General features: G+C 62.2%; 11 protein-coding genes and 2 pseudogenes. 4 read left to right on the top strand and 9 right to left on the bottom strand.

Features of this window, described 5'->3' with window-relative positions:
- Positions 1–187 precede the first annotated feature (187 nt).
- Together G5575_RS17020 and G5575_RS17015 are read left to right on the top strand one after the other, a co-directional pair.
- Complete coding sequence (locus tag G5575_RS17020; RefSeq protein ID WP_328766489.1) at positions 188–850, top strand: FadR/GntR family transcriptional regulator; 663 nt, start codon at positions 188–190, stop codon at positions 848–850.
- A gap of 95 nt (positions 851–945) precedes the next feature.
- Complete coding sequence (locus G5575_RS17015; RefSeq protein ID WP_164535353.1) at positions 946–1,410, top strand: FadR/GntR family transcriptional regulator; 465 nt, start codon at positions 946–948, stop codon at positions 1,408–1,410.
- A gap of 53 nt (positions 1,411–1,463) precedes the next feature.
- Here G5575_RS17015 and G5575_RS17010 read toward each other — a convergent pair.
- The 8 genes and pseudogenes from G5575_RS17010 to G5575_RS16975 form a co-directional block, all read right to left on the bottom strand.
- Positions 1,464–3,564 (bottom strand): annotated as a pseudogene (locus G5575_RS17010) (beta-galactosidase).
- Positions 3,565–3,637: 73 nt separating this feature from the next.
- Positions 3,638–4,510, bottom strand: coding sequence for a 2-hydroxy-3-oxopropionate reductase (locus tag G5575_RS17005; RefSeq protein ID WP_164535352.1), 873 nt, complete (start codon positions 4,508–4,510; stop codon positions 3,638–3,640).
- A 3-nt stretch (positions 4,511–4,513) separates the two neighbouring features.
- A complete protein-coding gene (gene hyi / locus G5575_RS17000; protein WP_164535351.1) occupies positions 4,514–5,299 on the bottom strand; it encodes a hydroxypyruvate isomerase in 786 nt (261 codons plus the stop codon).
- 10 nt (positions 5,300–5,309) lie between these two features.
- Complete coding sequence (locus G5575_RS16995) at positions 5,310–7,037, bottom strand: ABC transporter ATP-binding protein (protein WP_164535350.1); 1,728 nt, start codon at positions 7,035–7,037, stop codon at positions 5,310–5,312.
- A 4-nt stretch (positions 7,038–7,041) separates the two neighbouring features.
- Positions 7,042–8,217: an ABC transporter permease gene (locus G5575_RS16990; RefSeq protein ID WP_164535349.1), complete on the bottom strand. Its 1,176-nt coding sequence runs from the start codon at positions 8,215–8,217 to the stop codon at positions 7,042–7,044.
- On the bottom strand, positions 8,217–9,203 hold the full coding sequence (locus G5575_RS16985; RefSeq protein WP_164535348.1) for an ABC transporter permease: 987 nt from the start codon (positions 9,201–9,203) through the stop codon (positions 8,217–8,219). The genes G5575_RS16990 and G5575_RS16985 overlap by 1 nt, the downstream gene beginning before the upstream one ends.
- 21 nt (positions 9,204–9,224) lie before the next feature.
- Positions 9,225–11,332, bottom strand: a pseudogene (locus G5575_RS16980) (family 10 glycosylhydrolase).
- Between the two features lie 111 nt (positions 11,333–11,443).
- Positions 11,444–13,381, bottom strand: a complete 1,938-nt coding sequence (locus tag G5575_RS16975; RefSeq protein ID WP_164535347.1) for an ABC transporter substrate-binding protein — start codon at positions 13,379–13,381, stop codon at positions 11,444–11,446.
- A gap of 274 nt (positions 13,382–13,655) precedes the next feature.
- Between G5575_RS16975 and G5575_RS16970 the strand changes: the two genes are divergently transcribed.
- Entirely contained in the window at positions 13,656–14,351 is a 696-nt protein-coding gene (locus G5575_RS16970) for an HAD hydrolase-like protein (RefSeq protein WP_164535346.1), read from the top strand.
- 22 nt (positions 14,352–14,373) lie between these two features.
- Here G5575_RS16970 and G5575_RS16965 read toward each other — a convergent pair whose 3' ends face one another.
- Positions 14,374–14,793 (bottom strand): ArsR/SmtB family transcription factor, encoded by a 420-nt coding sequence (locus tag G5575_RS16965; protein WP_164535345.1) that lies wholly within the window; start codon positions 14,791–14,793, stop codon positions 14,374–14,376.
- 166 nt (positions 14,794–14,959) lie between these two features.
- On the opposite strand from G5575_RS16965, the gene trhA reads away from it, so the two are divergent.
- Positions 14,960–15,646, top strand: coding sequence for a PAQR family membrane homeostasis protein TrhA (trhA, locus tag G5575_RS16960; RefSeq protein ID WP_164535344.1), 687 nt, complete (start codon positions 14,960–14,962; stop codon positions 15,644–15,646).
- Positions 15,647–15,733 lie beyond the last annotated feature (87 nt).

The following is a 15,733-nucleotide window of genomic DNA, read 5'->3' as shown; positions in this document are numbered from 1 at the left end:
TTGTCAGTGCCGCAGCGCACGGGCCTGACAAATTTCACGAAACAAACAACCTATTGTCACTTGTAATTGCGGCGGTGTAGACTGCTTGGATCGTTTCGGCTCACCGGCATGGAAGTCACCGCAATGGCGATTGAGGAGCGTCCGTCCTTCGTGATCGAACAAGGCCAACGGCTGGCCGAGGTGGCGCATACGCACGCAGATGCGGGCGCTGATCGAGGACGGAAGCTGGTCGCCCCGCTCCCGCCTACCGTCGGAAACCGAACTGGCTCGCCGCTTTGGCATGTCGCGCCCCGTCATTCGCCAGGCGCTGGCGCGGTTGCGCGACGATGGTTTGATCCAGTCTCGCCAAGGCTCCGGCAGCTTCGTGCTCGAGCCGATCGACGGACGGGACGTCGCGCCGAGCCAGGTCGCGTTTCCAGCAATTTCGAGCTTTGCCGATATCACCGCCTTTGCTTCGTTCCGCGAAGGCATGGAAGGCGAGATCGCCGCTGCGGCGGCCTTGAACCGAACGGAAGCGCAGCTGGGCGCCATCGCTTCGGTGCTCGCCCGGTTAGATGACAAGAAGCCCCTATCCGACCGCCCCCAGGACGATTTCGACTTTCACCTTGCCGTTGCGGCGGCCACGGGCAATCCGTTTTTCATCAACTCGCTGAGTTCGCTGCGCGAGCACATGATGATGGGAATGAGCCTGATCTGGAATTTTTCCGCCGATAGCGCCGATTTCCGAAGCACGGTCGGAAAGCACCACCGCGCAGTCTATGCCGCCATCGCGAAGCGGGACGATGGTGCTGCGCGAGCTGCGATGAAGGAGCATCTGCAGTGGGCCAGCGCCAGGATGTTTAAGGGATAACAAAGTCGCGTCTTGCGAAAAGCGATCTACCATTCGAGATGAAAATGGTGAAAGCTGACCGCGTTTTGTCACGACGCCTGAGGAGGAGCAGCGTCATGGTTCTAAGCACAGGGGATTGGCCGACTTCAGGCCGGTACTGCTTCGAATTCCGCATCGGCATCGAGGGCGAGGCTGCGGCCGCCGCGGCGCGACACCGCAATGGCGACGACCTGATCCGCCTGGCCGATGTGGTGCGGACGCTCGAAGAAGTGGACGTGCGCAAGGATGCTGGGCTGACGCAGGATTTCGATTTTCACCTTTGCGTCGCCCGTGCCTCGCACAACGATTTTTATGTGAGCGCCATCTCGGCCGTTCGCGAAAGCATTTTCGGCGGCATGCTTCTGGCCCGCACCACTTCGGGGCTTCGCACCGCCGAGAAGATGGCGGCGATCAACGAGCAACATCGCGCGGTTTACGAGGCAATCGTTGCCGGCGACCCCGACCGGGCCCGCGACAGGATGCGCTATCATCTGCTCGCCTGCCGCAAATCGACCAGCCACTGGGACGCTCGCGCCCACTAAAGCTTGGGCAGAGATTTGAGGGGCGCGGCTTTCTCAGGCCGCGCCCTATTTTGTCAGCGTTGCAGTTCGACGATGACGACATCGCGGGGCGGCACCGAGATATTGCCGCCACTGGCCGGTTCGCCCCAGAATGTTTTTGCCGCGCTGATGGCGCTTCCGTCCACCGATACGTCGACGGACACTGCCTTGCGCAGCGGGTTCAGCACCCAAAGGGTTTTGCGGCCGCCGTCTTCGTGCAGCCGGGCCTGGAGGCGATTGTCGGAGAGGAAGACGCGTTGGCGTGTGCCGGTCCATTCCAGCACGGCTTTGAAATAGGCCTTGTTGGCCTCTTCGCTGCTCTTGAAATAGGCGATGCCGGGATTGGTGCCGACAAGCAGGGTCTTGCCCGAGCCGTAGCTGTGCTCGGCGACGGCCAGCCGGCCATCGGCGAAGCGTCCGCGTTCGGTGGCGCCTTCGAGGCGATAGGATTGGAGGAAGCCGCCGCCGCGGACGGTTAGGCCACCGAAGTCGAAGGAGATGAGGTGGCCTAGATCGGGCATGAACTCGACCTCGTCCTCGCGGACGCCAAAGACCTTGTCGAGGCCGTTATGGGGCTGCACCGTACCGACCTTGCCGCGGTCGCCGAAATAGCCGGGCGTGGCTTCGGAGATGAGAATGCCGCCCTGCTCCACCCATTTGGCCAGCGCCTGGGCCGTTTCGGCCTTCATGCTTATGGGATAGGGCGCATAGAGGCGCTTGTATTTGGCGATGTCCTCGATATGCACCCAGTCGGCCTGGATGCCGTTGTCGAAAAAGCCGCGATAGGCGCCGAACATGGCGTCCTTGTAGGTATCGGGCATGTGCTTGTGGTTGAGGAGGTAATCCCAGGCCTGCGCTTCGGGGATGACGAGGATGCCGATATCGCCCTGGACGGGCTTGGCGGCGAAGAGCGGTTTTTGCGCATCGTCATTGGCCCATTTGGCTATGGCGCTGGCCATGTCGGAGCGCGGCGTGCGGCTGCCGTCCATGCCGTATGAACCGAAGGCGCCAAAGAGCGGGCCATCGAGCAGCGGCCGATAGCGGAGGTTGAGGACGCCGCTGGCGCCGGCGGAGAAGGAGGTCATGGTCAGGAGCCGGATATCCTCGGGCTCCATGACGCGGCCGTCTTCCTTTTCATGACCGAGGACCTGCGGCTGCAGCCAGAGCGGGCCACCGGGACGTTCGGCATGCCACCACTTCTTGCCGCGCGCCGCGGAGCGGGTGAGATCGGGGCCGAAGAAGTTCTGCCAGGGCTTGAAGCCGCGGCGGCTCGGCACCCAGGTGAGGCCATAAAGCTCAACTTTTGAGGCGGCCAGCCAGTCGTCGCTGCCGAAGGAGGTCATATGCTGGATGGCGCCGGCGACGCCGTGGGCGGCGATCAGGCAGTCCTGGTCGACGGCGCGGATGGTGTCGATCTTCCACTGCATGTCGGCATAGTAATGCTGGCGCTTGAATTCGAGCCAATCGAGGTTTTCGGCATAGGGCACAACCTCGTGCGGGGGCTCGATGTCGTCCCATTCGGCGTAGGAATAGCGGTACCAGGCCTGGCTCAGGGTTTCGAGATCGCCATATTTCTCCTCGAGCCACTTGCGATAGGCGGCCTTGGTGAACTCGTTGAAGTCGATGTCGGCAGCGTAGTTGACCTCGTTCCAGATGTCATAGCCGAGGAGGCCCGGATGGCCTTTGTAGCGCTGGGCCATCGCGGTGAGGAAGGCGCCGACCGCTTGCTTGACCTCGGGGCAGTTGTAGGTCAGCGCGCCGGTGCCGGCTGTTGTGGGAGAAACCGCCGACCGATGCGCTGGGGCCCATGCCTACCCGTAGCTCGGTTCCGTCGGCTCGAAGCTGGCGAGCCTGGGGAAATTTCCGATAGGCCCAATCGGGGGTGGTGGAGGTCATTTCGGCGACCACGGTCACGAGGCCGTTTTCGGCAGCCAGATCGAGTTGGCGGTCGAAATCGTCCCAGTCATACTTGCCCGGTGCGCGCTCGATGGCCGACCACATGAACCAGTGGCGGAAGACGTTGAGCCCGTCTTCTGCCGCGACGCCATAGTCCCGCGCCCAGTCTTCCTTGGGAGGATTGGACTTGCGGAAGTAGACGGCGCCATAGGGCACTTTGGGCAAACGATCGAGCGGCATGGCGGACTCCAGATAAAGTGCGAGCGCATGGCGTCCGGGACGCCATCAATGAATTGTCAAAGGGCGAGCGATGTCAGCTGGTGGCTGAAAGCGTCTCGAGCGTGCGGATCAGGCCGGAATGATCCTTGTCGCCATCGCCCTGCGCCAGCGCGGCGGACATCAATTGGGCGGTCGAGGCGGTGTTGGGCAGCGCGAGATCGAGGCTTCGCGCGGCGTCGAGCGCCAGCGTCAGATCCTTACGGTGAAGGCGCAAGCGGAAGCCGGGATCGAAGGTACGCTTGTTCATGCGGTCGCCATGCACTTCGAGGATGCGCGACGCGGCAAAGCCGCCCATCAGCGCTTCGCGAACTTTGCTCGGATCCGCGCCGGCCTTCTTGGCGAAGAGCAGGGCTTCGGCGACCGCCTGGATGGTGAGGCCGACGATGATCTGATTGGCGACCTTTGCCGTCTGGCCATCGCCGACCTCGCCGACGCGGTTGATGTTCTTGCCCATCTTTTCGAAGAGCGGTAGCGCGCGGGCGAAGGCTTCTTCGCTGCCGCCGACCATGATGGTCAATGCAGCATTCTTGGCGCCGACCTCGCCGCCGGAAACGGGCGCGTCGAGATAGTCGCAGCCTTTGGCTTTTACCTTTTCAGCAAACTCCTTGGTGGCGACCGGGGAGATCGAGCTCATGTCGATGACGAGGGTCCCGGGCCTGAGGGCGTCGACGATGCCGTCCTTGCCGAAGAGAATGTTCTCGACGTCCGGCGTATCGGGCAGCATGAGGATGACGACTTCGGCGTCGGTGACGGCGGCCTGCGCGCTTTCGGCGGCCTTGGCCCCCTGCTCTACCAGAAATTGCGACACCGGTTTGACGCGATTGATGGCGACGTCATGTCCGGCAGCGATCAGGTGGCCAGCCATCGGGCGCCCCATGACGCCCAGTCCGATAAAACCTATTTTCATGGCTCAGCGCTCCTTGCGGTATGGGTTCATCCAGCCAAGGCCCTCTGAGGTGCCGGCGCTGGGCTTGTATTCGCAGCCGACCCAGCCCGAGTAACCAAGGCGATCGAGAGCGGCGAAGATGAAGTTGTAGTTGATCTCGCCGGTGCCGGGCTCGTTGCGGCCCGGATTGTCGGCGATCTGTACATGGCCGATGCGGTCCAGCAGCCGCTCGAAGGTCGGGACGAGGTCACCCTGCATGATCTGCATGTGGTAGAAATCGTACTGGATCTTGAGGTTGGGCGAGGTGACCTCGGCCATGATGGCTTCGGCATGATCCGTAGTCGCGAGGTGAAAGGTCGGCATGTCGCGGCGGTTGATCGGCTCGATCACGAGGTCGATGCCGGCATCCGCAAGGCGGGGTGCGGCGTAGTTAAGATTGTCGATCAGCGTCCGGTCGAGCGCTGCGCTGTTGGAACCGTCAGGTGCGAGGCCGGCCAGGCAATTGACTGTCTTGCAGTCGAGCTCACGGGCATAGTCGATGGCTTTGTCGACGCCCTGCCGGAATTCCTCCACGCGATCGGGCAGACAGCCGATGCCACGCTCGCCGGCCCCCCAGTTGCCAGCGGGCAGGTTGAAAAGGGCCTGGACGATGCCCGCTTGCTTGAGAGTATCGGCGACTTCGGCTTTGTCGAACTCGTAGGGCGAAACATATTCCACCGCGCCGAACCCGTCCTTGGCCGCTTGAGCGAAGCGATCGAGGAACGGCAGATCCTGGTAGAGAAACGAGAGGTTGGCTGCAAACTTAGGCACGGGACTTCTTTCAATCCTTGAAGCGCGTGCGGTGCAGCATGCGCTTGTTGCGGGGATCGGGGTTGGGAACGGCAGAGATCAGGCTCTGCGTGTAAAGCTGCTTCGGCGCGGTGCAGATTTCTTCGGTCGGTCCGATTTCGACGAGCTTGCCGCGATGCATGACGCCGACGCGATCGCAGAAGTAGCGAACCACCGAAATATCGTGCGAGATGAAGACAAAGCTCAGGCCCAGGCGCTTCTGAATATCGAGCAGGAGATCGAGCACCTGCGAGCGAATGGAAACGTCGAGCGCGGCTGTCGCCTCGTCGGCGATGATGATCTTGGGATCGAGCGCCAAGGAGCGGGCGATGCCGATGCGCTGGCGTTGGCCGCCGGAAAAGGCGTGCGGGTAGCGCTCGCGTGTCGACGGGTCGAGGCCGACGAGCGAGAGCAGTTCGCAGACGCGATCGTCGAGCGCCTTGCCCCCGATTTTCTTGGTGACCCGCAGCGGATCGCCGACGATGTCGCGGACGGTCATGCGCGGGTTGAGGGAGGCAAAGGGGTCCTGAAACACCAGCCGCACTTCGCTGTAATAGTCGCGCAACTGGCGCTTGCTGAGCTTGGTCACGTCCAGCGGACCATTGTCGCCGTTGAACATCACAGAGCCTGACGTTGGTTCGATGATGCGCAGCAGCATGCGGCCGAGAGTGGTCTTGCCCGAGCCGCTCTCGCCCACGATGCCGAGGTTTTCTCCGGCATGGAGATCGAAGCTCACATCATCGACGGCCTTGATGGCGTGGGTGCTGCCACCGAACCAGGCTGTCGATGCACCGTAAAGCTTGGAGAGGTTCCTGGCGGATAGGATGACCTTGCCGGTGCCGACCTCGCTGTCGCGTTTGGTGGACCGGCGGTTCTGCTCGAGCTTGACCGTCGAATTGAGCAGCCGCTTGGTATAGTCGTGCTTGGGCTCATAGAAGATGTCGTCGACGCTGCCGAATTCAACGATGCGGCCGTAATGCATGACCGCCACTTCGTCGGCGACTTCGGCGACGACGCCCATGTCATGGGTAATCAGCAGCATGGCCATGCCGCGGCTGACTTGCAGCCGCTTGATGAGGTCGAGGATTTCCGCCTGGGTGGTAACGTCGAGCGCGGTGGTGGGCTCGTCGGCTATAAGGATTTCCGGATTGGCCGAGAGTGCCATGGCGATCATGGCGCGCTGCCGCATGCCGCCCGAGAATTCGAACGTATAGCGATCGATCATCTTGTCGGGGTTGGGGATTTCAACCTGACGCAAGAGCTCGATTGTTTCGGCGCGCGCTTCGGCCTTGCTCATATTGCGGTGGAGGCGCAGTGCCTCGATGATCTGCGACCCGATGGTATGCACTGGGGAGAGCGAGCTCATCGGCTCCTGGAAGATCAGGCCGATGCGGCCGCCGCGGATGGCCAGCAAGTCCTTGCTGCGCTCATCGAGCTGGGCGATGTCGATCTTGCCCTTGGGATCATCGAGGAGGATGCGGCCATTGGCGATGATGCCGTTGCTGTCGATGATGCGCATCAGGGCACGCGCGGTGACGCTCTTGCCCGAACCGCTTTCGCCGACGAGGCATAGGGTCTTGCCGCGGCGTAGCTTGAAGCTCACATCGCGAGCGGCGTGAAGGATTTCGGTGCGCAGCTTGAAGTCGAGGCTCAGGTTCTCGACGCTGAGCGCGACATCGTCCCGGGTCTCGCCTTCGGTGCCCAGATCGGGTTTGGTCATAGTGTCAGCTTTCATAGGGATCAGCGGCGTCGCGCATGCCGTCCCCCAGGAAGTTGTAGGCGAGCACGGTGATCACCACGGCGCCTGCGGGCCAGACGAGCTGCCAAGGCGCATTGGCAATGGTGCGCACGTTCTGCGCTTCCTGCAGCAGCACGCCCCAGGAAACGATCGGCGCCTTAAGGCCGATGCCGAGGAAGCTCAGCGCCGTTTCAGCCACGATCATGGTCGGCAAGGCGAGGGTCACGACGGCGAGGATGTGGCTGGTCAGCGATGGCAGGATGTGGCGGAAGATGACGCGGCGCTCGCTCGAGCCGTCGAGCTTTGCAGCAGTGACGAAGTCCTCGCCGCGGAGCGAATAGAACCGACCGCGAACTTCTCTGGCGAGACCGGTCCAGCCGAACAGTGACACGATCAAGGTAATGACGAAATAGACGGTGAGCGGTGACCATGTGAGCGGGATGGCTGCGGCAAGCCCAAGCCACAAGGGAATGGTGGGCATTGAGGAAATGACCTCGATGACGCGGGCGATCAGCGTGTCGACGATGCCGCCGTAAAAGCCGGCCAGCGACCCCAGGGTCACGCCGAGGCAGAGGCTGATGATGACGCCGAGGAGGCCGATCGACATGGAGATGCGGGTGCCATAGATCACCCGACTCAGGAGATCGCGGCCGAGACGGTCGGTTCCGAGCAGGTACATGGTGTCGCTGGCGTTGATCGGCCCGAGTAGGTGGCGATCGGTCGGGATAAAGCCCCACATCTTGTAGGCAGGACCCTGCACGAAGAAGCCGACCGGCACGACGACGCTTTCATCGGCCACATAGGTGCGACGGAGCGAAGCCTGATCGACTTCCATCGTGTAGCCGGTCACGTGCGGCTGAAACGAGCTCGTGCCATCCTCATTGGTGACGAAGAACCGCAGCTGCTGAGGCGGTGCGTTGGTGAATTGCGGACGCGATGCGTCAGGCAAAGCGGGAGCCAGAAACTCGGCGAAGAGGCCAATCAGCGCCATGACGATGATAACGATGCCGGAAGCCAGAGCCAGCTTGTTGCGGGCGAACTTGTGCCAGATCAGCGTCCACTGCCCGGCGACCTCGACATGGGCCGTTTGGTGCCTGGGCTTGATCGGGGTGACGGCTGGCCCTGTCTCGGGTGCGCCATCGATGAAGGTATGGGCTGTCATCAGGTGAACCGAATTCGAGGATCGAGGAGGGCGAGCAGCAGATCGGAGATCAGCATGCCGACAAGCGTGAGCACGCCCATGAGGAGGATGAAGCTGCCGGCCAGATACATGTCCTGGCTGATCAGGGCGCGCAGCAGGAGCGGCCCGGCGGTGGGCAGATTGAGCACGATGGCGGTGATGGTGACGCCGGAGACGAGCTCGGGCAGAACCCAGCCGATGGCCGACACGAAGGGGTTGAGCGCGATGCGAAGGGGATACTTGATGACCACCTTGTGCTCGGGCAGGCCCTTGGCCTTGGCGGTGATAACATAGGGCTTGCGCAATTCATCGCTGAGATTAGCGCGGATGACGCGGATCATGGCAGCGGTGCCGGACGTGCCGATGACGATGATCGGGATCCAGAGATGGGCCAGGAGGTCGACGAACTTGCCCCAGCTCCAGGGCGCGTCGACATATTCGGGCGAGAAAAGGCCGCCGACGCTTTGGCCGAAGTAGCGGTAGCTCATATACATCAGCGCCAGCGCCAGGATAAAATTGGGCACGGCCAGGCCGATGAAGCCGATGAAGGTGAAGACGTAATCGCCGACCGAGTGACGGCGAACGGCCGAATAGATGCCGATGGGAAGCGCGACGGCCCAAACGAAGAGCAGTGCGGCGACAGAAATGGCGAGGGTCGACCCCATGCGCTCCCAGATCAGGTCGGCGACCGGGCGGTTCCATTCGAAGGAATAACCGAAATCGCCGCGGGTTAGGATGCCGCCGATCCATTTGAGATATTGCAGCCAGATCGGGTCGTTGAAGCCGTAGATTTCGCGCAGACGTTCAACCTGGCGCGGATCGACATTGGCGCCCGAGTCCTGCATCGAGGCAATCATCGAGGTGACGTAGTCGCCCGGCGGCAACTGGATGATCATGAAGGCAATCAGCGACAGCCCGAACAGGGTCGGGATCATGTAGAGGACGCGCTTCAGAATGTATTGTGGCATCAGCCTGCCTCCTGCTCCGCCCTAGCGCCAGTCCACCTGGATGGCGTCCAGCGTGGCGAGTTCTGCGAGCTTGACACGAACACGGCCGTCCGCGACCTCGAAATCGAGGTTTTCTCCCGTTGATCCGAGGCGGACCTGATCGGGCGTCTTGCCTTGCGCGACCGCCAGCGAGACGGTCAGCGGCCCAATCGGGAAGACTTCGCGGATCGGGCCCTTCATCATCATCGGGTTGGTGAGGTTGTTGATGAGGAGGACGGTGGTGCCGTCGCCCTGACGAAGCGCTAGATCGACCACGCCCCTGCCCTCGATCTCGACGTCGCGACGCTTGCCGAGAGCCCAGTCGACGCAATTGGCAATGAGCTTGCCGTGGTCGCCGGCCAGCACCTGCCAGAAGGTCGCGCCGATGTTCCAGGGGATGAAGACGGTGCGTCCGCCGCCTTGATGGCTGCGGGCGATGACGGCGCCGCCGCGCGGCGCTTCGCGCGGATAGACCTCTTCCATCGGCAGGTCGGGGAATTGCGGGACGAAGAGGAAGGGCTGCTCGGTGCTGTCATGGGCGTCGACGCCCAAGAGATGGGTTCCGCCGATGATGCGGGCCGCGCCCTCGAAGCCGCGATTGATCGGGTGATCGCCGTTGACCGAGACATAGGTGTTGTTGATCGGGCCGCGGACCGGCTGGGTCAGCGTGTAGCCGAGGAGGTCGGCGAGGACGGGGTTTCGCGGCGCGAATTGTCGGCGTTGCGGGTGCCGGTTTCATAGGCGGCGACCAGCGAGCCGCCGCGCGCCACATAGGCTTTGAGGAGTTCAGCCTGCTCGTCGGAAAGGCAGGTGGAGTTGCAAAGGACCAGCACCTTAAAGCGGTCGAGCCGCTCGGCGGTCATGTTGGCGTCGGAGACCAGCTCGAACGGCACCCGCGCTTCCACCAGCGCATGGTAGAAGCCGAGTTCGTGCGCCTCGGCCTCCTTGCGCGTCCACATGTCCTGATGGCGCAGGGTCGTGGTGGGGTCGAGAATGGCGATCTCGGCGTGCGGGGTGGTCGCGCTCGAAAGCGGCTCGAGCTGTTCGTGCAGGGTGAAGGTGTCGATGATGGGCTGGACCCAGCGCTGGTCGGAAACGACGCCGTTGAACTTGGTGAACCAGGGCAGCATGCCCTGCGTCGTGCCACTATTGGTCCAGGCTTCGATTTCGGGCGCCAGCGTGACGCTGTCCTTCCAGCGATAAACCTCTTCGGGGCCGATCGAGGTGATCAGCACCGCCGGGCGATCGGGAAAGGTGGCGCGCATGCGCTTGCCGTTGCGTCCGGCCATCCAGACCGGCTCGGCACCGCGGCGGCCCTGGTCGTCGACGCAAAGGAAGGGGCAGTATTTCTCGATGATCTCGGTGTCGAAATCCATCAGCGACACGCCGCCCATATTGGGGATGAAGCTGGTATGGGGCTTGATAGCCTTCATGACGCCGTCCCACTCGACGACGAGCCGTGTCAGGAGCTGGCGACGCCACTCGTTCCAGGCCATCCAGGAAGGGTCTTCGACGCTGGCCTTGAGCGGGATATCGTGGCCCGAGGCCGCCTTGAAGTTGGTCTTGCAGCTTTCGCAATAGCAGATGCCGTGGCCTTGCCAGCGGTTGGCGAAGATCGCGTCGATGTCGTAGTTGGCGGTGATCTCGCGCAGGATCTGCGGCATGAACTTGAAGTTGTAGTCCGAATAGGCGCAGGTCACCCAGACGTCGGGGAAGGCCCAGTGCCGCATCTTGTTGCCGCCGCTGTCGACCATGACCCATTCGGGGTGTACGTCGGCGGCGTCCTGATGGATGGCGTGGGGATCGACGCGGGCCATGACATGCATGCCGAGCGAGCGCGCGCCTTCCACGAGCCGACCGAACGGGTCGGTGTCGCCCAGGAACTTGCTGACGTAATGGTGCTCGATCTTGCTGGGATAGAACGCCATGTAGCCGCCGGCGCTGAGGCAGGTCGCATTGGAATGAGTTCGCTTGAAAATGTCGATCCAGAAGTCGGGATCGAAGCGGATCGGGTCATCGTCCACCAGCGTCAGCTGCGTCCAGCGGGTCGCGGACTTGTACCAGTCCGGGGTGCGGAGGTTGTCGGAGCGTTTGACGTCGGTGTGGAGCATGACGGTAATCCAGGCATGAGTGATCTGGGACGCCGGCCAGGGGTCGGCGTCTGAAGCTCTGCAGTCGAAGCGTGGATGTGGCTTGTATCACCGCCACATCGCCGGTGGGGCTCAGGACTTGAAGAACTGTTCCGGGCGCGCCGGGCCGGGTGTAGGCCAGCCAAAGGAATTGGGCATGGTGTCCATCACGTTGACCATCTGGTTCTTGACGATGCCATAGCCATCGGCCGGCAGGCTGACGCCGAAGGTAAAGAACAGATCGGCCGCGTTTTCGAGGATCTGCGCCATGATGGTGCTCTGCTGCGCCGGATCGGCGGTGCCGGTCAGGTCGCGATAGAGTTCCTGCTGTGCCTTGACGTCATCAGGCGGCTCGATGGCGGCCGGATTGTCCGGCTGGGTGTAGTAGAGCGACCAGCCCGGGGCATAGAAGCAGTTGGAATTGGTCGGCACGAAGAAGCGGGCGTCGAGCATGGCGGCGATGCCGGAATTGGCGCCGAACTGGTGGGCCGTGGCGTCATATTCACGGCCACGGCGAACGCGTTCTTCCCAGAGCGAGCGATCCATGGTGCGCATCTGCACATCGATGCCGACCGCCTGGAACATGGGGATGGCAAGCTCGAACATGTCGAGGAAGGTGGTACGGGTCTGGTCGATCTCGAAGATGATCGAGATGCGGCGGCCCTGCGAGTCCAGGCGATAACCTTCGCCGTCACGATCGGGTGCGATGGCGTCAAGCATGGTGTTGGCGGTCGTCGGATCGTATTCAGTGAATTGCTTGGCCAGCCGCTCATTGTAGAGCGGATCGCTTTCGATGATCGAGGGCTGCGCTGGAGAGCCCTGGCCGATAAACACCGCGTCGATCGATAGCGCTTGGCGGTCGACGGCTAGCGACAGCGCCTGACGGAATTCGATCGTGTTGAAGAGCGCGCGCTTGGTCTCGTCGACATGATTGAGATTGAGCTGGAAGGCCATGACGTTGGCCGCCGTTTCGCGCAGCGTGTAAAATTGGTAATCGCCGGTCTGCATGCCATCGTAAAGCGTCGGCCGGTTGGCGGGCGTTGCGATGTACTGATCCATCATGTCGATCTCGCCCTGCAGCGTTTTCAGCAGCAGGACTTCGGGATCGGCGACCATCTGGTAAACGACGCGGTCGAAATAGGGCAGTTGGGTGCCTTGGGTATCGACCTTGAAATAGTACGGATTGCGGGTGGCGATCGCCTGTTCGGTGTTCTGGCCCGGCGCGCCCGAGGTGAAGACCCAGGCGTTGAGGGTCGGACGATTGGCGTTCTGGAAGAAGGTATTGTCGTCCTGGAAGCCGATCTCTCGCTGGAACAAGGCGATCCAGCTTTCGACCCCCTGCTCCTTGGCCAGCGCATCGGCGTCGGGATTATAGCGGATGTGGAATTTTTCGAGGTAATGCTTAGGCGCCCGAGTCAGCTGATCCTGCTGGGCCCAGGCCAGCTGCTGCATGACGAAGCCGTTCGGGCCGGCGAACTTGAGCTTGAAGGTCGTCTCGTCGATGACCTCGAGTTCGGCCTTGGCACCATCGACTTCGAGGAAGGGCTGGCTGCCCAGATTTGTCTCTTCGTCGTTGAAATAGGCGTCGTACCAGAACTGGATATCGGCCGTGGTATAGGGCTGGCCATCGGACCACTTATGGCCCTCGCGCAGCTTGATCGTATATTCGGTGGCGTCGGCGTTGACCTCGTAGCTCTCGGCGACGTTGGGGATAACGCCGCTCCATTCGGGGTCGAAGCGCACGAGCGGCTCATAACCCTGATAGCGCACCAGCATGGAGAGCGAACCGCCACCGACGAGCGCATGGCGCCAATCGCCGCCCTGGGTGCCGGGACGTTCGAGCGGCGTAATCACAAGCGGATTGGTCGGCAGGCGGTCGGCAACCGGCGGCAGGTTGCCGGCATCGACTTCCGACTGAAGGAAGGCCGACTCGCCGGTTTCCTGTGCCAAGGCCCAGCGCGGCAACAAGGCTGCGCTACCGAATGCTGCTGCCGATGCAGCGATGAATGCTCTTCTGCTGATACCGTTCATCGACGTTCCTCCCAATCGACGACAGCGACTTGCCAGTCGCATATTGCTCCCCCGCATCGCGCGCCTCCTCAGGGCGCGATCAAGATGACCATGAGCTTAGCCTCAATGCCCAGCTTGTCAATGTTGTAATTTCCAACTTTGTCTAGTGCTGACTGTCGTTGTGCCGGGACAGTGATTGCGGCCGGGTTGTGCTGAGGTGCCGATTCAGGCACGTTACCGATCTGAACTGGGGGCTGTTCCGCTGGCTGAAGCTGCGATCCGACCGACCATCGTGTTGTTTGATCTCGATGGAACATTGGTGCACCACGTCAATCCGCGCGTGCTGCAGATGCTTGAAGTGCTGGACGATTGTTCGCACCGCGCCGGCCGTCTTGTGGCGAGGTTTCGCCTGGCGCGACGTGCCGCTACGCAGCCCCAGAAGACACCCAAGCTCTTTGTGCATAAGGCTATCCACAAGGTTCGCCGCAAGAGCGTCGAGCAGATGCTGGTGCCCTGCGAAACCATGCGCAACGTCCTGGAGCGGCTGCGGGCTGAGGGTGTGACGCTCGGCGTCGTCAGCAATGGGCTGGGCCGCGGCTATGGGCACGATGTGCTCGAAGCCTTTGGGCTTAGCCGTTACTTCAGCACGGCAGTGTTTCGAGAAGACGTGTCGCGCGGCAAGCCTTGGCCGGACTCGATCTGCGCTGCGCTTTCGGGGATCGGCCGCGAGCTTCGGCGCAATGACGTGATCTGGTATATCGGCGACCAGCGCAAGGATATCACAGCCGCACTAGCGGCTTCGGCCAAGCTGGGACGCACGATTCGTCCGGTGGCCCTCGGCCCGCGAGCCGCGCTGGGCGCGGTCGAGGCTCGGCTAAGCCCGAGCCAGATCATGTGGACACCCGCAGACTTCGAGCGCGCGGTGCGCACGACCTTCGGCGAAGATCTGCGCCACTGGCTGATCGACCCCCTGCCCGCGCCTTTGCTCTAGACGAGGCTCAAGCCAACTTTTGCTAGAAGTCGAAGCCCATCTGGTTGATGCCGGTGGGGGTGTCGGGGCGCTTGGCTTTGGGGAAGAGCTCCGGGAGCGGGGTCGGAGCAAGCTTTGCAGGTTCTGAAGCTTTGGCTTTCGCCTTGCCTGGTTCGGGCTTGGCGGGAGCGGTCGCCATGGTGTCGATCCAGGCGGTGGCTTTGCCCAGCTTTTCGAGCTTCAAAGCGTAAAGGTTCTCGCGCCCTTTTTTGACTTCGACGACGAGGCCAGCCTCTTTCATGACGCGCAGGTGGCGCGAGATGGCAGGCCGGCTTATCGAAAAGGCATCGGCGAGCTCATGCACGGGGACCGAGCCGGATCGCAGGATCTCGACGATGCGGCAGCGCGTGGCGTCGGCAAGGGCGGAATAGATTGCGATCGGCGGCTTGGCTTTGCGAGACATAGGTCTGTTTTAGAGTAACGGCAGGGTTACAGGTCAAGCGTCGAGCGTCAGCAAATAAGGCTTCTTCACCGGATTTCTGCGACGTCGGTGTCGCAGCAAGGAACTTGTGGCGCAGAAAGGATGTTTGGCTCAGGTCCACGCCGCAGGATGCGGAGAAGGAGGGGCCATGAACGAGACGACTGCCGCCGACCGATCCTGGTGGAGCCGCGAGCATCGCCCCTGCACACCAGCCGAGATCATCGCGGACGCCGTCGTTCATATCCTGGGATTGATCGTCGCGGTCGCGGCCGGCTCGATTCTTTTGACCTACGCCTTCCTTCACACGGCGCCCGAGTTCTTTCCGGCACTGTTGGTTTATGTCTCAACGCTGGTTGTCGTGCTGGGTGTGTCGTTTGCCTTCAACATGTGGCCGGTTTCGCCGATCAAGATGTATCTGGCGCGGCTCGATCAGGCCGCGATTTTCCTTTTTATCGCGGGTACTTACACGCCATTCCTTGCGGTGATGGGTGGGACGCCGGTGGGCGTCATCATGATGAGCTTCGTGTGGGGGATGTCGCTGATCGGCATTACGCTCAAGCTCGTCGTGCCGCATCGTTTCGGGCGGATCGCGATCGCGCTTTACCTCATCATCGGCTGGAGCGGCGTGCTGGTTTTCCAATCACTTGGCGAGACTTTGCCGCCGACGACGCTGTGGCTGCTGCTGGCTGGCGGCGTGACCTATTCGGCGGGGATCGTCTTCCACGTTTGGGAAAAGCTGCGGTTTCAGAATGCGCTGTGGCACGTATTCGTCGTGGCGGGCGCGAGCCTGCACCTATGGGCAGTGATCGACTGCATGGTGGTCGCGCGGCTGTAGGCTATCGAGAAGAGAAGCTACCCCCTTCCGAGCGGCGCTAGGCTCCTTCGTCGCCAAGCTCTGCTTGCCTTCCCCTCTGAGGGGAAG

Source organism: Devosia aurantiaca, assembly GCF_011058215.1.
Classification (GTDB): Bacteria; Pseudomonadota; Alphaproteobacteria; order Rhizobiales; family Devosiaceae; genus Devosia; species Devosia aurantiaca.
The sequence above is the reverse complement of the archived record's forward strand: the minus strand, read 5'-3'. Positions and strand labels throughout refer to the sequence as shown.